Here is a 22,288-nt window from a genome sequence, read left to right on the forward strand (position 1 = left end):
AAGCCTGCTTTAAGCAGGCTTTTTTTAAGATACGATTTGGATGGTGCTTGCACCTGCTCCGACAGGATTGACTTGAATTTGCACAGGGATTCGTTCGTGCATTTCTTGAATGTGAGAAATTAGCACGACTTTACGCCCTTGGTTTTGTAGCTGATCCAGAGCATTCATCACCATGTGCAGACTTGAAGCGTCTAGCGTACCAAATCCTTCGTCAATAAATAGGCTTTCAATTTTTGTTGTACCTGATGCCATGCTCGCAATGGCTAAGGATAAAGCGAGCGCGGTTAAGAAAGACTCACCGCCTGAAAGCGAAGAGACCGAGCGGGTTTCACCATCCATATCATGATCGACAATGGCTAGGCTTAATGAGTTTTCAAGGCGCTTTAAGGTATAGCGCTGTGAAAGCATCGCCAATTGCTGATTGGCATATTCAATTAAAATATCGAGGTTATATTGCTGTGCCAAATCACGGAATTTCTTGCCCGTTGCATCGCCCATTAAGCTCGAAATCTTATTCCAACGATGTTCCTCAGATTGGATCTGTTGAATCTGATCGGTAAATTGCTGCTGTTTTGCTACATTGCGTTGATGTACTTCGAGTTTGAGTTTCACTTCATCACGCTGTTCCATCACTTGGGTTATTTGTTCAACCAAACTTTGTAATTGTGAGAGTAGTGCTTCAAATTCGATTTCAGGCTGCAGCATTAAGTGCTGCTGTAGTTGCTCATCCAATGTTTTCTTAGCAGACTGAGCATCGCTATATGCACGTTCAGCCGAGCTAATTTGCTGTTTCAGTTGCAGCTCTTGCTCATGTGTAATTTCACTGAGCTGCTGCAACAAGGTGTTATTAAAATCAATATGCAGCGCTAACCACTGTTGAATACTCAACGCGGCTGCATTTTGTTGAGTTTGCAACTGTAGTTGCTGTGCCTGATATTTTTGCAGTGTTGCTTGTGCCGTATCAAAGGCTTGGCGTCGCTGCTCAAATTGTTGACGTACCGTATTAAACTGAGTTTGCAGCTGTTGTCGATTTTGCTCAAACTGCAATAACCATTCATGCGGTTTTTCAACGGTTACTTGGGTCATGGTAAAAATAGCTTGGATTGCAAGATCGCTATTTTGTTTACCTTCTTCTAACAGTTTCGCAATTCGTTTTTCAGTTGCAGCAATATTCTCTTGACTGAATTTACTTTGCTGTTTCGCCTGTTCCAGCTGCTGTGTTTTTTGATTCAGTTGTGTATTCAGTTCATTGCGTTGTTTTAACGTATGAAGGCGCTGCTGTAGTTTCTCATAAACCTGTTCAGCAGCGGTGCGGGTCGATTGCTGCCATGCATGTTTTTCAGTGTCATTGAGTATAGACAAAATAGGCTGAATATTTTGTTCTGCATGCTGTACATCGGTCAGCTGTTTTGTCGTGTGCTGAATGTATTGAGACAAAGTTTGGCTGTTTTGCTGCGCCTGTTCATGGGTTTTTAAATCAGCTTCTGTTTGCTGCAAAGACTGCTGTGTTTGTGCAATATGATGCGTTATAGCCGTCTCAAGCAAGCTCAAATCTGAGTGCAAATCGTATGGAATATTCAGTGCATTAAGTGATTGTTCAAGCTGGGTTTGGACATTACTTTGTTGTGTGCTGATTGCGATGAGTTGCTGTGCATTGGCTTCAAATGCAGTGGATTGCTGTGTGCATTTTTTTTGCAGTTGCTGCCACAGATCAAAGGCTACTTTTTCCTGCGCTAGCGCTTGCTGTTCCTGCTGTTCTTGCAGTTTCAACAGTTCATGGGAAAGCTCATCTTGGTTATGTGTATATGGGTGCTCCGTACTACCACAGACTAAACATGCTTCTCCTGCGACCAGATTAGCTCTGAGCTGTTCAATATTTTCTGCATGCAGTAATCGCTGCTGCTGCAACACTGTTTGCAAACTTTCTCGAGCCGATTTTTGTGTATGAAACTCAGTTTCAGCTGTGCTGCATTGCTGCTGATGCTGTGCGAGATCACTTTGCAGTTTTTGTTGCTCTTGCAATTTTTGCTGATGTTCAAGATGTATAGCGTGGTAACGTTGCCAATGACTCTTTGTGACATCCAATTGATTGAGACGATGTAATAACTCTTCACGCGCTGTACGTAAGCCCGTAATTTTAGTGTTAAGCGCTGGGTCATGACCAAATTGCTGGATGAGCTGCTCAAGTTGCTGTTGTTTTTGTGCGAGTTGCTCCGTGGCTTGAGCGACATCACCATATTGCTGCTCAAATTGCACATAACTTTGAATAAAGCGCTGTAAAGGGCTGAGATGTGCAGACAGCGCTTCATCTAAAACTTGAAAATGTGCTGTTTGCAGCAGTAGGGTATTTTGCTGCTCTAACTGTTGTTCTAACTGCTGCTGCACTTGTTGCAATTGCTGTTCGGATTGAAGTAGCGGGGCATGCTGCTCTTGCAGTTTTTTGAGTTCATCTTTCACAGCAATGAGCTGATCGCCTAGCACTCGGCGGTCGGCAATCCGCGCACGTACTAAATCAATTTGATCTTGATGATCAACTTCAAATTGGTGCTGCTGTTTTTGCTGTAGATCAAGTTGTTTAAATTGAGTTTTTTCATGATTAAACTTAATTTCAATTGCGCTGAACTGCTGCTGTGCTTGAGCCAATTGAGGCTGCAGCGTTGCTATTTCAGTACTTAAATTCTTGCGTTGAATGATGCTTGGACGGATTGAGGCGAATTTTTCCAGTTGCTGCAATTGCTGCTTCTGCGGCTGCAGTGCATCGAGTTGCTGCTGTTGAACAGCCAAATATTGCTCACGTTGCTGAATATCCGCAATCAGTTTATCTTTGTGTTGAAACCATTGCTGCTGTTTGAGCAATTGCTGCTTTTCACTTTCGAATTTTTGGTAAGACTCTGTATGACTTTGAAAATTCGCCGTGTATAAGGCAAGATCTTCATCCGATAAAATTTCAATATCACCGAGTCGAACTTCCAAAGCCTTACGCTGATTGGCAATTTGCTTGGTTTTTTCAAAGGCCAATTGACCAATTTTCCCGAAAATACTGGAATTGGTTAGATACTCCAATAGCTCGCCACGTTCATTATCACGCGCTTTTAAAAAAGCGGTCACTTCTGACTGAGCCAGTAAAACGGCACGGGTGAACTGTTCAAAACTGAGCTGAGTAATGCGTAAAATTTGGCTCTCAACCGCTTTGGTTTTATCTGCAACGACACTGCCATCCGTTAAGCATTTCAGTGAACGCTGTACGCTTTGCAATTTACCATTTGGGTTTTCACGGGCACGTTTAATTTCCCAACGCGCAGCATAGACTTTTTGGTCTTGAGCAACAAAGCTGAGTTCGGCAAAGCCTTGACCTGTGCCACGGCGTAATACGGTTTGCGGTGAGTTGGTTGGCAACTCTGAACCATCGATATCGATCAGTTTACCATCGCTGTGTTTTAGACGTGGTACCTCGTTGAATAACGCCAAACACATGGCATCTAAAATGGTGGATTTACCTGCACCTGTTTTACCAATAATTGCTACCAAACCTGCACTGGCTAAAGGCTCAGATTCAAAATCAATAAAATGCTCACCTGCTAAAGATGCCAAGTTTTTAATACGTATAGATAAAATTTTCATGGCAATTCCTTAAGCGTTCGCATCATCTTCTAGTGATTTTTGAGCTTCATCGACCAAACTTAAAAAATCTTTCATTACGGTGTCATCCGCACCATAGCCTTGTTTTTCCCAAAGATTTTGGAATAATTTTGCAGGCGTAGGCGGATCAAGGTTGATAGCAGCTTGCTGCTGATTATTTTGATCTGAATTTAAATAACGGCGGCTGATGCGCACCAAACGATAACGGTTTGGCGCTAAAGCCTCTTCAAACTGCTGTCTTAAATTAGGTGCAGGCGGGGTGTCGGTATGATATTCAATTTCGACATATTCACGCTGATCAATATCTTCAATTTCACCGCTTGCCAAAGCAGATAATTGTGCCAAAACTTCTGGAATTGTGCCTTTAATGCGATGCAATTGCACACTGCGCGGAATTGCTAAGGACTCCATTTGAAAGCGTGATTCATCTGTTTGAGTTGGATCAATACTGATCTCAAGCACTTGGTGCTTATAATTAATTTCACTAAATGACAGGGGAATCGGTGAGCCACTATAACGAATATGCGTCTGTCCCACTTTTTGCGGTTTATGCAAATGTCCAAGTGCCACATAATCAATCACATCATCAAACAATGCTGTTGATAAGGCTTCTTCATTACCGACCACAATCGGGCGTTCCGAATCAGACGTTTCACCACCTTGCATATGTGCATGTGACATCAGAATCAAAGCCTGATCAGGCTGTTTACGAGCTTTTGCTGCCGCAATCAACTGCTGATGTAAATAAGCAATGGCATTTTGACTGTTGGTGGTTTGCTCATTTAAACCTGTGATTTCAGCACTGCGTAAATAAGGTAAAGTTAAACACCATGCAATGATGTTTTTATTAGCATCATAAATCGGGACAAGTAAACGATCGAGGTCAAATTGCTGGTTTTGTTTTGAAATAATCCCCACGGCTTTGGCATTAAACTTCGCTAAAAAAGGCTCAACCTGTTCAATGCGATAACCCGAATCGTGGTTACCTGCAATCATCAAGGTTTGCATATGTGGGGCAATAGCATGGGCATCGGTTAAAAATTGATACAGTTGTTTTTGTGCACTGGATGCTGGATTCACCACATCAAAAATATCGCCTGCAATCAGTAATGCATTCGGTTGTTTTTCTTGGATTTGCTCAAGTAACCAATTTAAAAATTGGTTGTGCTCGTAGTCACGCTCATGATTATGAAAAAATTGTCCTAAATGCCAATCTGAAGTATGAAAAAAACGAACAGTCATGCAAGCACCAAAAAATCAAAAAATTGATTGGGCTATAAAGTATCACAGATGGTCACATTTTCGAGGGCGATTAATCATTCATACGTCAAACTAAGCCGTTCTCGACTGTTACAACGCCCCAAATCTAAACCAAGCGGTAACTGTGTTACTGTGCATTTGAATCGACTTGCACAAGGCCAAAGGTATTGTGGTCTGGGTCTAAGAAGTAGCCTTGCCAACATTGACCGGGTATCGCAAATTTTTCCATAGCAATTTGACCACCCTGCGCCAAAATTTTCTCAGCAATATGGCCGAAATCTTCAACTTCAAAACTACAGGTAAATGCATTGGTGCCGCAGTGCATCGGTGGAATCTGAGCAGGGCGTTCTAACAGGCCACCATGAATGCCTTGAGTTTCAATACGGAAGTACTGAATTGGCAGCCCTTCGACTGGGGTAAACGACCAACCGAAAACCGCAGAATAAAAGGCAACCTCACGCTTTGGATCAGAACTTTGAATTTCAAAATAGCAAAGCTGGTTCATTGTTATTACTCTTTCTTTGATGGATTGCACATTTCAAATGACAGTGATTTGAAATTAGGTTAAAAAATACCAAGAAATAGGAATATAAAATGTTGTTCTAATCCTGTATATAGATCAATTGTTGTACAGCAGGTGTATTACCTGCATTTGGGGTAGCAGGAGATGCAACATGCCAAATAATCCTTTTGATGAAGAAAAACTTGCAAATAGTATGGTGTATAAGACTTTATTAGAGTCTACATTAGCCATTCCTTGGTGTATTGATTGGGACAGTAAAACATTCAGCTATATTGGACCGCAAATTGAAAAGTTGCTCGGTTGGAAGCAAAATACTTGGCGCACCGTTCAGGACTGGGCATCACGTATGCATGAGGAAGACCGTGATTTTGTGCTGAATTATTGTGTTTCGCAGTCGATGGCTGGTATAGATCATGAGGTAGATTATCGCGCACTTAAAGAGGATGGTTCATATCTTTGGATACGTGATGTTGTGCATGTCGTGCGTAAACCAAATGGTGATGTAGATTGTCTTGTCGGCTTTATGTTTGATATTTCCGAACGTAAAAAACAAGAAGAACAGTTACAAAAATTGCAACGTCAGCTCGAAGAATATTCATATAAAGATGGCTTAACCGGTATTGCCAATCGACGTTTGTTTGATGACTTTTATCAACGCGAATGGTTGAACGCGATACGCACACAAAAGCCACTGAGTTTAATTCTGATCGATTTGGATTATTTTAAACAATACAACGACTTGAATGGTCATGTGATTGGGGATACCTGTCTGCGTCAAATTGCGAAAAGTTTGGAATCTTGTTGTACACGACCTCGTGATTTAGTCGCGCGTTTTGGTGGTGAGGAATTTGCTTGGATTTTACCAGAAACCAATGAGGCAGCAGCAGCAGTGATGGCCGATAGAATTATAGAGGCCGTGCGTGCTGCACGATTACCGCATAAAGCTTCAGCGGTGTCTGAACTCGTCACACTCAGCATGGGGGTAAAAACCATTATTCCATCAGATCTAGATAATCGAATGCAATTTTTGGATCAGGTCGATAAAAACCTCTATGTAGCGAAAAGACAGGGGCGTAATCGCTATTGTGCTGCATAACATGGCTTTGCTGTTGTGACTTATTTTAAAGTTGCAGCAAGTTTTTAGTCAGTCGATATTTTATCGGCTGATTTTTTTGGGTGTAGAATATAAAAATTAAATGCTGAATACATAAGGCACAAAATAAAAGACCGACGATTCGAGTGATGGTGAAATCGCCGGTCAAAAAATTTATTTTGAACTGAATTGATGTCTGCTGTTCATCAGTAAAGTTCAAAATGAAGCTTATTGCTTTTAAAAAGGTCACCGAAACATTGTGGATGCCGTCCAAATCATCGGTTGCTACAGACCTTGTACCCTATATAACGTAGCCGTTTACAGATTGGTTGACATGAAAATGAAAAAAATTGCATTTTTTTTTATACTAGGTGTCAACTTCTTCTTGGGTTAGGGTCATGGTGTCTTTAACACGTTATTTTTTCTTGTTTTTTTTCATTTGTTTAATCATGACCTGTATTTGCGGTGTGATCGCAGCATTATTGCCACAGGGTGTGGGTGGTATTTTAACGGTCGTACCCTATCTGATTGCCATGATCGTGGTGTTATTTCGGTTTTTAAATAAAAATCAGAGAGCACCGACACAGGCAGAACGTAAAAAATTTACCCTAGGTTTTAGCCTGATTTTTTGGTTATATAATTTTGGTTTTGTACTTTTGGGTATCGCAATTTTTTCAAGAAAAGATCCTGAAATTTGGCAAAATTTAATGCTCTATGTTCAACATCCTCAGTTTATGAGTTTAATGGTGATCATGTTATTACTGATGGCTATCCCTTTGTATTTAATCACCTATTGGTTTTATGGTCCGCAAGCACAGCGGATGGCTTCTCAAAAGTTTGGCGCATAAAGCTTGATCATCTGGTGATCTTGTTCTATAGATAACAGTATTATTTCATATAGATAAGAACAAATTATGCATCAGCCCACAGTACTGCTGACGGGTGGCAGCGGTTTTATTGGCACACATCTCATCAAGGCACTTTTAGCTGCGGATTATAAAGTGATTGGGCTCAGTCGTAAGGCTGGGCGTATTTCTAAATCACCACATTTAACTTGGGTACAGCAGCTTGATCAAATTCCTCATGACAGAATTGATTATGTGATTAATCTTGCAGGTGAAAGTATCGGCAAAGGTCGCTGGACAGAGACGCGTAAACAGCAATTATTAGAAAGTCGAGTCAAAACCACGGAAGCGCTGTATCAATATTTACGAAAACGTAAAATTTTTCCGAAATGCATTATTTCAGGTTCGGCTGTTGGCTATTATGGTATTGATATTGAAGAACAATGGACAAAAGTGTGCGATGAAAATGCTGCACCACAAGCCATTTTTATGTCAGAGCTATGCCAAAGTTGGGAGCAAGTCACACGCCAATTTCCTGAACAAAATACCATTATCACACGACTAGGTGTGGTCTTGGCTGAAGGTGGCGGGATCTTACCGCAAATGCTGCGACCGATTCAGCTCAATTTGGTCAACAAAATAGGTTCCGGTCGGCAGCCTTTTGTGTGGATACATATACAAGATGTGATCCGAAGTATGCTGTTTTTAATGAAACAAGCAGAGAAAAAACATGCATTGCTTGAACCCACGCCAATCGATCCGCATATTTTCAATTTGGTTGCGCCTGAAAAAACGACACAGGCTCAATTTGCGCAGATTGCAGCACGTCAATTAGCCAAAAAGCCGTGGCTCAATGTGCCTGCAATTGTTTTTAAAATTTTATTGGGTGAGCAATCGCAATTAATTTTAAATGGTCAATTGGTTCAGCCAGTTGCTTTATTACAGCAAGGCTTTGAGTTTAAATTTCCGACGTTAAAAGAAGCCTTGCAGGATTTATTGGCTTAGTTGAATTTGACGGATTGACCATTATTCGACGCTTAACAATGCATCTTGAAACAGGCGAGTTGGACTATAGTTGTCTGCATTGAATGAAGGCGTTTCCCCAGTCATCAGTTCAGCCAATAACTGAGCTGAAGCAGGTCCCATACATAAACCATTTCTAAAATGCCCAAAATTTGCCCATAGATTGTCGAAATTTGGCATCTGCCCAATATACGGAATCCCTTCAGGGGAAGATGGACGCAGGCCAGCCCAAGATTTCACAATCGGAAAGTTGGCAAGCTCTGGCACCATGTCAAAGCATGATTCTTGAATATGCTGCAAGGTTGTATTTGTTGTCTGAGTATCAAAGCCACATTGGCGCATACTTGAGCCGCAAACCACATGACCGTCTTGGCGTGGAATCAAGTACATGACTTTATTCATGCACATGGTCGGCAACCAGTTCTGCGGGGTTTTAAAGAGAAGCATTTGTCCCTGTACGGGTTGTACGGGTATCTCAATGTCCAGTTGTTCACTCCACGCGGCTGACCAAGCGCCCGTGGCAATAACGAATTGATCTGCTGTATGTTGTGTACCATCTGCGGTGGTGATGGACTGGATACGATTGTCCGTACGGTTTAATTGGTGGATCAGACAATGTTCATAAATCTGAACTTTGGGATGCTGCTGTAAATAAGCCGTTAATGACTGCAAAAGTCGTGGATTACGGATGTTGGCTAATTGTGAAAAATAAATGCCATGTGCAAAGCGTGCTGAAATGTGAGGATTAATCTGCTCAATTTGCTCGGATTGTAAATATTCCGCCTGTTGCATCGGGTCTTGATGCAAACGGGCATAATCTAAGCCGATTTCAAAATCATTTTCGTCAAAAATCAACATGCCAGTTTCATGAATTTCAAAATCAATCCCGGTGATCGGTTTTAATTTTTCATTCCATTTTTGGTAGCTCTGCTTGCCATAACGTGCGAGCGCATTGACTTCATTGGGATATCGCCACGGATACATCGGGGAGAGGATGCCACCACCGGCCCATGATGCAGCAGAACCTGTGCGTTGTTGGTCGAAAATCGTCACCGTACAACCACGTTCAACCAATTCTAATGCGCTGAGTAAACCACTAACCCCCGCCCCAATAATGGCAATATTCATGTTCTTTTAACCGATGAATGTATGAGTTTGATCTAAACTTCAGCTATGCCGAAGTTTTTCGTCCATGACTGTTTTTGACTATTACAGATATAAAAAAGCCTTCCTGAATGTCACCATTACAGGAAGGCTTTGCAGGTTATTTCATGTCTTTCAGCATGAGTGCTGCATCTTCAGCAAAGTAAGTCCAGATCCCATCTGCACCTGCACGGCGGCAGCTCATAAGCGATTCGATAATCACGTTTTCAGACAACCAACCATTTTGAATGGCACCTGCCAACATGGCGTATTCGCCACTCACTTGATAGACAAATGTTGGAACACCGAAATTATCTTTGACTTCACGGACGATATCTAAATACGGCATACCCGGTTTTACAATCACCATGTCGGCGCCTTCTTGGATATCCAGTGCGATTTCATGTAAAGCTTCTGCACGGTTACCGATGTCCATTTGATAGTTATATTTATTGCCACCTTTGAGGTTGCTTGAAGAACCTACCGCATCACGGAATGGCCCGTAAAAGCTAGACGCATATTTTGCAGAATAAGCCATGATGTTGGTATAGATATGGCCATTGGCTTCAAGGGCTTGGCGAATTGCACCGATACGACCATCCATCATGTCACTTGGTGCAACCACATCTGCACCCGCTTCGGCATGGCTGAGCGCTTGTTTAATTAAGCATTCAACGGTTTCATCATTCAGTACATAGCCGGTATCATCAATGATACCGTCTTGACCATGTGTGGTGTATGGATCGAGCGCACCATCAGTGATGAGAACCATTTCTGGTAGTTCTTTTTTTAATAAACGGATGGTGCTTTGGACTAAGCCATCTTCATGCCAAGCTGCTTCAGCCGTTAAACTTTTATCTTCCTGTGGTGTAACTGGGAACAAAGCTAATTTTGAAACACCCAATTCGAGTAAACGTTCTGCCTTTTTTAGTAACAAGTCAGCAGATAGACGCTGTACGTTTGGCATGCTTGGAATATCTTGAGTTTGTTGCTGGCCTGGCAACACAAATACTGGATAAATGAGATGATCAGTCGTCAGTTGAGTTTCACGCACCATAGCGCGAAGCTGGTCATTTTTACGAATGCGACGCATGCGAGTGGCAGGAAAAGCTGGACGATTGAACGTATAGGTCATAACAATCTCATTGATCAGTATTAAACTTTGACTATTGTAGACGCATAATGAGGGTTTGGCGCACCCCGTATTATTTTTTTATTCAATGACAGCGATTCGAGTAGGCTATGACAGATGTAAATAAGAGTTGGACCGGTAATATTGACCTAAACTCGAAGATTGAAATCGATACTTTATTAAATAACATTGCTCAAGCATTTAACAGCTCCCCATTTTTTGTACACAATGCCATGAAAATGACGGTGATTGATGGTCAGATCGAAGCACGTGTCGACATGGCCAGTAATTTAATTGGAAATGTCGCATTCCAAATTTTACATGGTGGTGTAGCGGCAACCTTACTCGACAGTATCGGTGGTATCTCTGCAATGGCAGAATTGTATAAAAAGGCCACAGCTGAAGATCTAGTAGAAACGAGTAAAAAGGTATCTCGCTTAGCGACCGTCGATATGCGTGTGGATTATTTAGCGCCAGGACGTGGACAGTATTTCGTTGCACGAGCTGAAACCTTACGTTTAGGTCGTAAGGGCTGCACCATGCGTATGACCATGGTCAATGATGAAGGTAAAGCGATTGCAACAGCGATTGCATCGTATGCCTATTAAGCCATTCTTAAGTTAACACATTCAAAATAATGAAAAAATAAAGTCCAGTATTGGCAGCAGGGCATGATTTTATCCTGTTGCCGACGAAAAAAAGACTGACGAGTTATATTTTCTATTCTCAGGATATGATTTTTTAGCTTTAAAATGCCGGAAAATTGAAGAAGATAGACTTTCTCACGACACCATTATCTGACAGCAAAGTTGACATGCTTTGCAAAGCTCATGATGCCATGACCAAGTCTGCTAGATTTAGGACAAATCTATGACAGATACCGTTAGTAACCTGCCAGAAACCCCATCTACAGAGCAGCCCACCGATCAGGAATTAAAAGCACGCAGAAAAAAAGGCCTTGGTATAGTGGCTGTATTGATCGTGATTGCTTTGGTGATGTATTTGATTTGGTCAATATTTCTAAATCATTCCGTCAGTACCGATAATGCCTATGTCGGTGCAGAAACAGCGTCGATTACCTCGATGGTCACGGGGCAAGTGGCAGAGGTTTTGGTGAGTGATACGCAGCAAGTGAAAAAAGGCGATGTGCTTGTTCGCATTGATGCTCGTGATGCTGAAATTGCCTTAGCTCAAGCTCAGGCTGAATTACTTAAAGCAAAACGCCAATACAAACAAACTGCGGCGAATAGTAGCTCTTTAAACTCACAAATCTTTGTCAGTGATGATGCGATTCATAGTGCAAGCGCACAAGTCGCCAAAGCACAAGCCGATCTGAATAAAGCACAAGATGAATTACAACGTCGTCAACAATTGGCTGCTTCGGGTGCGATTTCTAAAGAAGAATTAAGCACAGCGCAAAGTGCTGTGAATACCGCTAAAGCCAGCTTTGATGTGGCTCAAGCAGGGCTCGCTCAAGCCAAATCTAGTCAAAAAGCGGCACAAAGTAATAAAGCTGCGAATGATGCATTAATTCAAGACAGCAATGAAAACTCAACCCCAGATGTTTTAGTTGCGCAAGCACGTCTACAACAAGCCCAGTTAGACTTAGAACGTACACAAATCAAAGCACCTTTTGATGGTGTGGTGACACGTCGTAATATTCAAGTTGGGCAACGCATTGCACCGGGAACGTCATTAATGATGGTGGTGCCAGTCTCTCAGTTATATGTTGATGCCAACTTTAAAGAAAGCCAATTGGCAGGGGTGCAAGCGGGTCAAAAAGTTGAACTGACATCTGATCTGTATGGTGACAAAGTTAAATTTAATGGCATAGTCACTGGTTTTTCTGGTGGCACAGGTTCAGCATTTGCCTTGATTCCAGCACAAAATGCCACAGGAAACTGGATTAAAGTGGTTCAGCGTTTACCTGTGAGGATACGTTTAGATCCAAAAGAGTTGGCAGAACACCCACTCCGTGTGGGGCTGTCTATGGAAGCGACGATTGACTTGAAATCGAAGTAATTGCCTATGAATCAGCAAATGCAAATGACTGACCTGAAAGGTGGTCGTCTGATTCTCGCTGCCTTGGTCTTGGCATTGGCGAACTTTATGGTTGTGCTCGACATGACCATTGCCAATGTATCTGTGCCGCATATTACCGGTAGCCTTGCAGTATCGGCATCCCAAGGGACATGGGTCATTACCTCCTATGCTGTGGCAGAAGCGATTTGTGTGCCATTAACCGGTTGGCTCGCTGGGCGCTTTGGTTCTGTACGGGTTTTTGTGATCAGCCTGTTTGGCTTTACTGTATTTTCGATACTGTGTGGTTTATCGACCAGTTTGGAAATGTTGGTGTTTTGCCGAATTGGGCAAGGTTTGTTTGGTGGTCCGATTATGCCACTGAGCCAAACGTTGTTAATGCGCATTTTCCCTCCTGAAAAGCAATCCCAAGCCATGGGGATGTGGGCAATGACTACCGTCGTTGGTCCCATTTTAGGTCCAATTTTGGGTGGTACGATCAGTGATAATTTATCTTGGCATTGGATTTTCTTTATCAATATTCCTGTCGGAATCGGTTGTGCTATCGCAGCGATGCGCTTACTGAAAACGGCTGAAACTCCAACACAGAAATTGAAAATTGACCGCGGTGGCTTGCTGCTGTTGGTGTTGTGGATCGGTGCCTTGCAATTGATGTTGGACTTAGGCCATGAGCGAGATTGGTTTAATCATCCATTTATCGTGGTGTTGGCACTGACGGCATTTGTTGGGCTGATCATTTTCACGATTTGGGAGCTGACTGAGCGGCATCCAGTGGTGAATATACTGCTGTTTAAGTACCGAAGTTTTACCATTTCGGTCTTGGCTTTGGCGTTTGGTTTTGGTGCCTTCTTTGGCAGTATTGTCCTGATTCCGCAGTGGTTACAAATTAACTTGGGCTATACCGCAACGTGGGCCGGTTATCTTACTGCAACTATGGGCGTCGGTAGTTTGACCATGTCGCCAATTGTTGCAAAGTTTGCAACCAAATACGATCAACGTGCTTTGGCGAGTTTTGGTTTAAGTATCTTGGGCGGAGTCACCCTTATGCGCGCCTTTTGGACCACGGATGCAGACTTTATGGCTTTGGCTTTACCGCAAATATTACAAGGTTTTGCCGTGCCATTTTTCTTTATTCCTTTGTCAAATATGGCCTTAGCATCTGTACTGCCACAAGACATGGCATCTGCAGCAGGTTTGATGAACTTCTTAAGAACCATGGCTGGGGCGATTGGAGCGTCGATTGCAGTAACCATTTGGGATGATCACACCAAAGTCGCACGCAGTGAAATGGTCAGTAATTTACATGTTACTGAGGTACAAAATACCTTGGTGAATCATGGAATGAGTTCAGAAGCTGCTTTGGGATATATCTCCAGTTTAGTGGATAAAGAAGCCTTAACGCTTTCAGCCAATCATGTGTTTTTAGTACTGGCGGGTATATTTATATTCGCTGCATTGATCATTTGGCTCTGTCCACGACCTAAAGCAGGTGTGGGTGGTGGTCATGCACACTAAATATCATCAAGTATAAAAAACCGCTCATTCGAGCGGTTTTTTTGCGTACGGCGTTGATTGGAAAAAATTAAAGGTCCGAGCGCGCCCGTTTGAGTGCAGACTGCCACTGAGCCAAATGAAATTCACTTTGATCAGCATTCATTTTTGGTTCAAAAGCACGTTCTAATTGCCATGATGCGGCAATTTCATCAAGATTTGAAAACACACCCGCTTTGAGTCCAGCCATTGCGGCAGCGCCCCATGCTGTTGATTCTAAAAGTTTAGGACGCAGTACAGGCACATTTAAAATATCGGCCTGAAATTGCATCAGCATATCATTGCTACTGGCACCGCCATCGACTCGGAGTTCTTTAAGTGGACTAGACAGATCTGACTGCATGGCGGTCAATACATCCGACACTTGAAAGGCAATGGCCTCTAGGGCGGCTCGAGCAATGTGGGATTTATTTGTACCACGTGACATTCCACATAGGAGGGCGCGGGCATCACTGTCCCAATGCGGAGCACCTAGTCCAGTAAAGGCTGGAACCAAAACCACGCCATCGGTATGCTCCACTTGGCACGCGAGTTTTTCAACATCACTGCTTTTTTGAATAATCCCTAAACCGTCTCTTAGCCATTGCACGATTGCGCCAGCCATAAACACACTACCTTCAAGTGCATAATGGGTTTGACCTTGAGCTTGCCATGCAAGTGTTGAGAGTAATTTATTATGGCTATATTGAACTTCGGTGCCGGTATTAAAGAGCATGAAACAGCCTGTACCATAGGTGTTTTTTGCTGTTCCTGCTTCAAAGCATGACTGTCCAAATAGCGCAGATTGCTGATCACCTAAAATGCCGGTAATGGGAATGTTTGCGCCAAGTAAACCTGTAGCGGTATCTGCAATATATTCATCTGAACTAATGATTTTAGGAAGGACCGAAAGGGGAATATCAAATAATTCTAAGAGTTCTTCATCCCAAGCTTGTTGCTGCAAGTTCATTAGCATGGTTCGTGAGGCATTGCTGGCTTCAATCACATGCTCTGCACCTTGTGTCAGGTTCCACACCAACCAACTGTCAATCGTGCCGAAAGCCACATGACCTTGCTCTGCGAGTTCACGTAGACCTTGGGTGTGTTCTAATAACCAGACCAATTTCCCAGCACTAAAATAGGGGTCGATACGTAAACCGGTCTTTTTGTGAATGAGGTCATTGAGGTTTTGTTGAGTTAGTTGCCCACACCACTCGGTTGCACGGCGGTCTTGCCAAACAATTGCAGGAGCAAGTGGTTGACCTGTGCGTTTATCCCAAACCACAGTGGTCTCACGTTGATTGGTCAGGCCAATGGCTTTGATGTCTTTGGCAAGGATACGAGCAGAGGCGAGCGCTTGTTGCACGACGGCAATTTGAGAGCTCCAAATTTCTTGAGCATCTTGTTCCACCCAGCCTGAATGTGGAGTTTGAATGTGGGTTTCCCGTTGAGCTGTAGCTTGAACTTGTCCATGTTCGTTAAAAATGATCGCACGACTTGAAGTCGTTCCTTGATCGAGTGCCAATAAATAGCTCATATATTTTTCTTTTGCGGTCTTGAAAAATAAAATATTAACGCAATTATGTAATTAAGCGCAGATCAATGTGTAATTGTTTCGAAATTGCATCGCAATTTTTTGCAGTTATGCTATGATGACGCTACTTTGGGGATGTTTCTGGCTTCGACGCTGGTGATGAAACTCATAGATGCATGTCGAGAGCGCATTTTCTCTCGTAAATCAAATTTGCATATTTTAGTCGCAAACGACGAAACTTACGCTCTAGCTGCCTAAGGGCAGCTTGTCCGCATCCCTGAATACTTGTGGTTAGGGGTCCCGACTGAAGCGAACGCACACAAGTCCGTATAAGATCAAGCCTTGGGGTCTTATACTAAATCTTAAAGGATCGCGATTTGTACCCTGTTCGTCGGGTCACAAAGAGCTAAATCAATAGACGATATCTAAGCATGTAGTATTCTCGAGCGTAGTGCTGGCGGACGCGGGTTCAACTCCCGCCATCTCCACCAAAATTCTAAAAAGTCGAACCTTCGGGTTCGGCTTTTTTTTATGATTAATTAAAAACATTTTTTGGTACAACAATGACTCAAGTCCAGCTTCAAGAACTGCAAAAACAACTCTGGAATATTGCCAATACTTTGCGTGGTAAAATGGGGGCAGATGAATTCCGTGATTACATTTTGGGCTTGATCTTCTACAAATATTTGTCTGAAAAAATTCAAAATAATGCCAACGAAATTTTATCACCTGATCAAATTAAGTTTGCAGAATTGGTTGAAGATACTGAAATTAATCAAGCATATTTGAGTGCTGTTCGTGAAGAATGTCTTGCCAGTATGGGCTATTTCTTAGCGCCACAAGAATTGTTCCATAGTATGGCAACATTGGCTCGAGCAAAAAAATACATTTTGGATGATGTAATTAAAACCCTTAAGGCAATTGACAAAGTACGCTGCGTACAGATGCGGCAGATGATTTTTCGCATTTGTTTGAAGACATGGATTTAAGTTCGACCAAGTTAGGAAATACGCCTGATGACCGCAATGAGCTGATTAGCCGTGTGATCGTACATTTGGACGATATTAATTTTGATCTATCGAATACTGAGTCTGATATTTTAGGCGATGCTTATGAGTTTCTCATTGGTGAATTTGCTTCAGGTGCTGGTAAAAAAGCAGGTGAGTTTTATACACCGCAAATGGTTTCTACTTTGCTTGCAAAACTTGTCACCTTAGGTAAAGAACGTCTACGCAGTGTATATGACCCGACTTGCGGTTCAGGATCTTTATTGCTACGTGTAAAGCGTGAAGTTGGTGATGTAGATGCGATTTACGGTCAAGAAATGAATCGTACGACCTATAACTTGGCGCGCATGAACATGATTTTGCATGATGTGCATTATTCAAAGTTTGAAATTAAGCAGGAAGATACTTTAAAACGTCCACAGCATATGGAACTGAAATTTGATGCGATTGTAGCGAATCCACCATTTTCGGCAAAGTGGTCTGCGAGTGAGTCATACTTAAGTGATCCGCGTTTCCGTGATTTTGGTAAGTTAGCCCCAAGTTCTAAGGCCGATATGGCGTTTTTACAGCACATGCTTTATCAGTTAGATGAAAATGGGACTTTGGCGATTGTACTGCCGCATGGGGTTTTGTTCCGTGGTTCGAGTGAAGGGCATATTCGTAAGCATCTAATTGAAAAGTTAAATGTGATTGATACGATTATTGGTTTGCCTGCCAATATTTTCTATGGCACGACTATTCCGACTTGTGTGTTGGTGTTGAAGAAAAACCGTGAGCATAGCGACAATATTTTATTTATTGATGCGAGCAACGAGTTTGATAAGCAAAAGAATCAAAACAAGCTTTTGCCAGAGCATTTAGATAATATTGTTGGTGCATTTGAAAATCGTCAGAATATTGAAAAATATGCATACGTAGCGAGTCTGCAAGAAGTTGCTGACAATGATTTCAATTTGAATATTCCTCGTTATGTCGATACTTTTGAAGCGGAAGCTGAAATTGATTTAGATGCAATAGCGAAACAGCTTCAAGCCTTAGAAGTGGAAAGTCTAAAAACTGATGCAGAAATTTCTAAGTTTTGTGCAGAACTCGGCATTGATTCACCTTTTGCGGAGGTGAAGTAATGGCTTCACCTAAGTTACGGTTTAAAGAGTTTGAAGCGGATTGGTTTATATTACCTTTAAAAAAACTCTGTAAAATTAATCAAGGATTACAAATTGCGATTGAAGATCGTTTTCTAGAAAATGGTGAAAATAGATTTTTTTATATTACAAATGAATTTCTCAGAGAGAGTGCTAAAAAAAGTTATTTTATTGAGAATCCACCTATCTCAGTAAGATGTAAATCAGACGATATTTTGATGACTAGAACAGGAAATACTGGTCAAGTAGTTACAAATGTCGAAGGTGCGTTTCATAATAACTTTTTTAAAATCGATTTTGACAGAAGGCAGGTTGATAAAAACTTCTTTGTTGAATTTTTAAGAAAAAATACGACTCAGCATTTGATTCTGAAATATGCAGGGGCGTCGACGATCCCTGATCTTAATCACTCAGATTTTTATCGTATTCAGATGCCGATAACATCAATAGACGAACAAACCCAAATCGCTTCTTTTCTTTCCGCTGTGGATGAAAAAATTAGCCAATTAACTCAAAAACATGAACTATTGAGCCAATATAAACAGGGCATGATGCAAAAGCTGTTTAGCCAGCAGATACGTTTTAAAGCGGATGATGGGAGTGAGTTTGGGGAGTGGGAAAAGAAAAAACTTGGTGATATTGCTTTAAAAGTAGGGAGTGGAAGTACACCCCGAGGTGGAAATGAAGCGTATACAGCGGAAGGGATTATTTTTATTAGAAGTCAGAATGTGAATAATGATCAGCTTTTATTAAATGATATTGTATATATTTCTGAAAATACACATAAAAAAATGTCAGGAAGTAAAGTTGTTGCTAATGATATTTTGCTTAATATTACAGGTTCTTCTATTGGTCGTAGTTGTGTAGTTCCACACACGTTTACTGAGGCTAATGTTAATCAACATGTTTGTATTATTAGAGTACCTAATGATAATCCAAGATTCATCCAATCTTTTTTATCGTCAAAGGCAGGACAAGATTTAATTCATTCACATCAGGCTGGTAGCGGTAGAGAAGGTTTAAACTTTCAATCGATACGAGCTTTTGTTTTTCAACGGCCTTGCCTAGAAGAACAAACCAAAATCGCTAATTTCCTATCAGCCATTGATCAAAAAATTGCAGGTGTAGCGCAGCAAATTGAACAAACTAAACAGTGGAAAAAAGGCTTGTTACAGCAAATGTTTGTCTGATTGTTTATATTGCTTCATAAAATTCCTGCATTTATTCAAATGCGGGAATTTTTTTATTTAAGAAAGTACTGAAAGATTCCTAAAAGAAAAAACAGTGATCTGTATCATCAGTTTAGATGTTTGTTTGATGAATTTAAAAGATTGAAAAATATAATAAATCTATTAGAATCAAAAGATATACATACCAATAGTTAAAAACTGAGCAGTATTATAAATGTCGACTCAAAAAGAACTTGAACTCGAAAACCAATTTATAGAGCACTTAACAACTTTAGGGTACGAACGTGTTCAGTATAGAAACGAAACAGCCTTACTCGCAAACTTAAAAAATCAAATAGAAAAATTTAACGCACTGACTGCACCACTCACACATGAGCAATGGGAACAGGTGTGGAATTACCTGAGCAGTGAACATACGATTTTCGGCAAAGCCAAACTTTTACGTGGTTCATATCAACTCAAATATGATGATGGTACGACCCAAACACTGCGCTTTTTAAGTGATGATGCAGCAAAAAATATTTTTCAAGTGACCAACCAAGTGACGGTCCAATACGGGGAGAGTGGCACAGAAACCAGCCGTTTTGATGTCACGCTATTGATCAACGGTTTTCCATTAGTACAAGTTGAACTTAAACGCAGTGGCGTAGAAATCGCACAAGCGTTTCACCAAGTGCATAACTATAGTAAAGATGCCTATACCTCTGGACAAGGTTTGTTTGGATACATCCAGCTCTTTGTCATTAGTAACCGTGTAAATTGCTTATATTATTCACATGGCACACCACTGTTTGATTTCACATTTCCATGGGCCGATGAAAACAACAAAACCATTAATGATTTGAGTCAATTTACCGAAGCATTTTTAAACGCTGCACATATTACGAAAATGATCAGTAAATACATCGTTCAGCATCAAACCAATGAATGCTTAATGGTGCTGCGACCTTATCAAGTCTATGCAGTTGAAAACATGATTCAGCATGTGAAAACCTCAACCGATCATGCCTATATTTGGCATACAACGGGTTCGGGGAAAACCCTCACGGCATTTAAAGCCAGTGAAATCATGCGTCAGTTGCCAGAAATAGAAAAAGTAATTTTTGTTGTGGACCGCAAAGACCTAGATAATCAAACCACTAAAGAGTTTAATGCCTTTGTTCCCGACTGCGTAGACCAAACGACCAATACCAAAACATTGGTCGAACAGCTCATCGGTAAACGGCTGAACTCACGAAAAAATGAAAGCAATTTACTTACAGATAAATTGGTCGTGACGACCATTCAAAAGCTGAATAACGCAATTACACTCCCTAAATTCAGAGAATTGATCGCTGATTTGGCAGATAAAAAAGTCGTATTTATTTTTGATGAATGCCACCGCAGTCAATTTGGTGATACTCACCAAAATATCAAACGCTTCTTTAAACAGGCGCAAATGTTCGGTTTTACAGGCACGCCTATTTTTCCTGTGAACTGTCAAAGCATTGGTGGCGTGAAATACACCACAGAATATCTATTCCCTAAACGACTGCATAAATATGTGATTGTCGATGCGATAGCAGATAAAAATGTTTTACCATTTCAAATTGATTACGTAGGACAATTTACCGCTCATCAGGTGAATGCAGGTGATGAAAAAATACAAGGCATCGATACTAAAGAACTGTATGACAACCCTGAGCGCTTAGAAAAAATTGTACGTTATATTTTAAAAAATCATGACAAAAAAACTGCAAAACGCGAATTTTGTTCAATGTTTTGTGTCAGCTCAGTAGATGTCCTGCTTCAATATTATGCAATATTTGCCAAAGTCCAAGCAGAGTTGGTTGCAGAAGCGGACAAGAAGGAAGAAATTTATACCCCTTTAGTGATTGGTACGATTTTTTCTTTTGGAGCGCAGGACACGACAAACGACGCCAATGACTCCACAACAGGTACGATTTCTGAAGAAGAACTTGAACAGCCGAGTCAAGTTGATATGGGGCGTAAAGCGCAACTTGAACGGATCATTGCAGAATTTAATACGCGCCATCTGACTAGCTATAACTGTGACGAAGGATTTTATGAATATTATAAAAATCTAGGTGATCGCGTTAAGTACTTCAAAGTCCCTAAACCACCTAAAGAAGTTGGGGAGTTGAAAGGTCCGCCAATTGATTTGCTGTTGGTGGTGAATATGTTCCTGACAGGTTTTGACTCATTGCCGCTCAATACGATTTATGTCGACAAGAACTTAAAATATCACGGTTTAATTCAGGCTTTTTCGCGTACAAACCGTATTTATAAACCAACTAAAGCTTTTGGTAATGTCGTGTGTTTTAGAAATTTAAAGCAGGCAACAGATAAAGCTCTTTCTACTTTTGCAGACGACCAAAATTTTGAACAAGTGATTGTGCCACCATTGGATCAACAATTAGCAGAATTTAATAAGTGTGTTAGTGAATTAAGAAAAATAACACCTGAGTGTCAGTCAGTAGATGATCTAAAACTCGAAAGTCAGCAGTTGCAGTTTATTCAAGCTTTTCGTGATGTGATTCGTCTACATTCACAACTGAAAATGTATACAGACTTTGATGTTGATAAAGCAGTTATAGTGCCGCAAGAACTTGAGGACTATAAATCTAAATATAAAGATTTGTATGACAGAATAAATAAAGGTACAGCGGTTGAAAAAGATTCAGTGCTACGTGACGTGAATTTTGCTTTAGATTTTATTATTAGTGATTATGTAAATCAGGATTATATTTATACATTATTAAATATGATTGCTGCTGCGCCACCGTCCTCGATTCAAAGAGCGAAACAGCAGCAACAACTCCAATCTTTACTCAGTAATGACCGAAAAATGTATAAAAAAATGGATTTGATTCAGAAATTTATTGATGAACAAATACCACGAATGCTGAATGGCCAAAGTGTTCAAGATGCATTTAAGCAGTTTTGGGATGCAGAAAAACAGCAAGCCTACGATGTTTTTTGTAAAGATGAAAATCTTGTGATGGATGAGTTTAAAAAAGTGGTTAAACGATTTGATTTTACTGAACGTTTTCCGCACGCACATGAAATTCGTCCATTGCCAAAAAACAAGCCTTCAGCACTGGTGAGTAAAGTCTATTTTGAGGGATTGCATCAGAAAACCAATGCGATTTTAGAAAAATATGATTTACGGATTTAAACGTTAAGC

Annotated in this window: 13 protein-coding genes, 1 other RNA gene and 3 pseudogenes; 11 read left to right on the forward strand and 6 right to left on the reverse strand. The window is 41.1% G+C overall.

Going from position 1 to position 22,288, the window contains the following annotated elements:
• Positions 1-24: 24 nt before the first annotated feature.
• The 3 genes from FTU05_RS08450 to FTU05_RS08460 all read right to left on the reverse strand — a co-directional run bounded on the left by FTU05_RS08450 (position 25) and on the right by FTU05_RS08460 (position 5,404).
• The gene (locus FTU05_RS08450) at positions 25-3,621 is read right to left on the reverse strand and encodes an AAA family ATPase (RefSeq protein ID WP_180164945.1); all 3,597 of its coding nucleotides are present in this window, start codon (positions 3,619-3,621) and stop codon (positions 25-27) included.
• Between the two features lie 9 nt (positions 3,622-3,630).
• Positions 3,631-4,881: an exonuclease SbcCD subunit D C-terminal domain-containing protein gene (locus tag FTU05_RS08455; protein WP_180164947.1), complete on the reverse strand. Its 1,251-nt coding sequence runs from the start codon at positions 4,879-4,881 to the stop codon at positions 3,631-3,633.
• Positions 4,882-5,026: 145 nt separating this feature from the next.
• Positions 5,027-5,404: a VOC family protein gene (locus FTU05_RS08460; protein WP_180164949.1), complete on the reverse strand. Its 378-nt coding sequence runs from the start codon at positions 5,402-5,404 to the stop codon at positions 5,027-5,029.
• A 169-nt stretch (positions 5,405-5,573) separates the two neighbouring features.
• Here FTU05_RS08460 and FTU05_RS08465 point away from each other — a divergent pair, with 169 nt between their 5' ends.
• From FTU05_RS08465 to FTU05_RS08475, 3 genes are all read left to right on the forward strand, one after another.
• Positions 5,574-6,518 carry a sensor domain-containing diguanylate cyclase gene (locus FTU05_RS08465; protein WP_180164951.1) on the forward strand — a complete coding sequence of 315 codons (945 nt, stop codon included), beginning with the start codon at positions 5,574-5,576 and terminating at the stop codon, positions 6,516-6,518.
• Between the two features lie 395 nt (positions 6,519-6,913).
• A complete protein-coding gene (locus FTU05_RS08470) occupies positions 6,914-7,363 on the forward strand; it encodes an ABZJ_00895 family protein (protein WP_168379056.1) in 450 nt (149 codons plus the stop codon).
• Between the two features lie 66 nt (positions 7,364-7,429).
• Positions 7,430-8,365, forward strand: coding sequence for a TIGR01777 family oxidoreductase (locus tag FTU05_RS08475; RefSeq protein ID WP_180164953.1), 936 nt, complete (start codon positions 7,430-7,432; stop codon positions 8,363-8,365).
• 21 nt (positions 8,366-8,386) lie between these two features.
• Here FTU05_RS08475 and thiO read toward each other — a convergent pair whose 3' ends face one another.
• Together thiO and hemB are read right to left on the reverse strand one after the other, a co-directional pair.
• Entirely contained in the window at positions 8,387-9,511 is a 1,125-nt protein-coding gene (thiO, locus tag FTU05_RS08480) for a glycine oxidase ThiO (protein ID WP_180164955.1), read from the reverse strand.
• A gap of 136 nt (positions 9,512-9,647) precedes the next feature.
• Positions 9,648-10,661, reverse strand: coding sequence for a porphobilinogen synthase (gene hemB / locus FTU05_RS08485; protein ID WP_180010032.1), 1,014 nt, complete (start codon positions 10,659-10,661; stop codon positions 9,648-9,650).
• A gap of 107 nt (positions 10,662-10,768) precedes the next feature.
• Between hemB and FTU05_RS08490 the strand changes: the two genes are divergently transcribed.
• From FTU05_RS08490 to FTU05_RS08500, 3 genes are all read left to right on the forward strand, one after another.
• On the forward strand, positions 10,769-11,266 hold the full coding sequence (locus tag FTU05_RS08490; protein ID WP_180026566.1) for a thioesterase family protein: 498 nt from the start codon (positions 10,769-10,771) through the stop codon (positions 11,264-11,266).
• A gap of 262 nt (positions 11,267-11,528) precedes the next feature.
• Positions 11,529-12,680 (forward strand): efflux RND transporter periplasmic adaptor subunit, encoded by a 1,152-nt coding sequence (locus FTU05_RS08495; protein ID WP_180010034.1) that lies wholly within the window; start codon positions 11,529-11,531, stop codon positions 12,678-12,680.
• A 6-nt stretch (positions 12,681-12,686) separates the two neighbouring features.
• The gene (locus tag FTU05_RS08500) at positions 12,687-14,213 is read left to right on the forward strand and encodes a DHA2 family efflux MFS transporter permease subunit (protein WP_180164957.1); all 1,527 of its coding nucleotides are present in this window, start codon (positions 12,687-12,689) and stop codon (positions 14,211-14,213) included.
• 67 nt (positions 14,214-14,280) lie between these two features.
• On the opposite strand, the gene glpK is transcribed toward FTU05_RS08500, so the two are convergent.
• Positions 14,281-15,765: a glycerol kinase GlpK gene (glpK, locus tag FTU05_RS08505; RefSeq protein ID WP_180164959.1), complete on the reverse strand. Its 1,485-nt coding sequence runs from the start codon at positions 15,763-15,765 to the stop codon at positions 14,281-14,283.
• Positions 15,766-15,893: 128 nt separating this feature from the next.
• Between glpK and ssrA the strand changes: the two genes are divergently transcribed.
• From ssrA to FTU05_RS08525, 5 genes and pseudogenes are all read left to right on the forward strand, one after another.
• Positions 15,894-16,253: a transfer-messenger RNA gene (gene ssrA / locus FTU05_RS08510) on the forward strand.
• A 72-nt stretch (positions 16,254-16,325) separates the two neighbouring features.
• Positions 16,326-17,893: pseudogene (locus FTU05_RS08515) on the forward strand (type I restriction-modification system subunit M).
• Positions 17,893-18,369: pseudogene (locus tag FTU05_RS18100) on the forward strand (restriction endonuclease subunit S); the annotation flags it as partial. The pseudogenes FTU05_RS08515 and FTU05_RS18100, both read left to right, overlap by 1 nt.
• Positions 18,361-19,101 (forward strand): annotated as a pseudogene (locus tag FTU05_RS18105) (restriction endonuclease subunit S); the annotation flags it as partial. The pseudogenes FTU05_RS18100 and FTU05_RS18105, both read left to right, overlap by 9 nt.
• 214 nt (positions 19,102-19,315) lie before the next feature.
• Entirely contained in the window at positions 19,316-22,279 is a 2,964-nt protein-coding gene (locus FTU05_RS08525) for a type I restriction endonuclease subunit R (protein WP_180164963.1), read from the forward strand.
• Positions 22,280-22,288 lie beyond the last annotated feature (9 nt).

The sequence above is a fragment of the Acinetobacter sp. YH12049 genome (assembly GCF_013419875.1).
In the GTDB taxonomy this organism is placed as follows: Bacteria; Pseudomonadota; Gammaproteobacteria; order Pseudomonadales; family Moraxellaceae; genus Acinetobacter; species Acinetobacter amyesii.

Coding starts and splice junctions, on each gene's coding strand:
- FTU05_RS08450 (WP_180164945.1), bottom strand. CDS start 3,621: ATGAAAATTTTATCTATACGTATTAAAAACTTGGCATCTTTAGCAGGT.
- FTU05_RS08455 (WP_180164947.1), bottom strand. CDS start 4,881: ATGACTGTTCGTTTTTTTCATACTTCAGATTGGCATTTAGGACAATTT.
- FTU05_RS08460 (WP_180164949.1), bottom strand. CDS start 5,404: ATGAACCAGCTTTGCTATTTTGAAATTCAAAGTTCTGATCCAAAGCGT.
- FTU05_RS08465 (WP_180164951.1), top strand. CDS start 5,574: ATGCCAAATAATCCTTTTGATGAAGAAAAACTTGCAAATAGTATGGTG.
- FTU05_RS08470 (WP_168379056.1), top strand. CDS start 6,914: ATGGTGTCTTTAACACGTTATTTTTTCTTGTTTTTTTTCATTTGTTTA.
- FTU05_RS08475 (WP_180164953.1), top strand. CDS start 7,430: ATGCATCAGCCCACAGTACTGCTGACGGGTGGCAGCGGTTTTATTGGC.
- thiO (WP_180164955.1), bottom strand. CDS start 9,511: ATGAATATTGCCATTATTGGGGCGGGGGTTAGTGGTTTACTCAGCGCA.
- hemB (WP_180010032.1), bottom strand. CDS start 10,661: ATGACCTATACGTTCAATCGTCCAGCTTTTCCTGCCACTCGCATGCGT.
- FTU05_RS08490 (WP_180026566.1), top strand. CDS start 10,769: ATGACAGATGTAAATAAGAGTTGGACCGGTAATATTGACCTAAACTCG.
- FTU05_RS08495 (WP_180010034.1), top strand. CDS start 11,529: ATGACAGATACCGTTAGTAACCTGCCAGAAACCCCATCTACAGAGCAG.
- FTU05_RS08500 (WP_180164957.1), top strand. CDS start 12,687: ATGAATCAGCAAATGCAAATGACTGACCTGAAAGGTGGTCGTCTGATT.
- glpK (WP_180164959.1), bottom strand. CDS start 15,765: ATGAGCTATTTATTGGCACTCGATCAAGGAACGACTTCAAGTCGTGCG.
- FTU05_RS08525 (WP_180164963.1), top strand. CDS start 19,316: ATGTCGACTCAAAAAGAACTTGAACTCGAAAACCAATTTATAGAGCAC.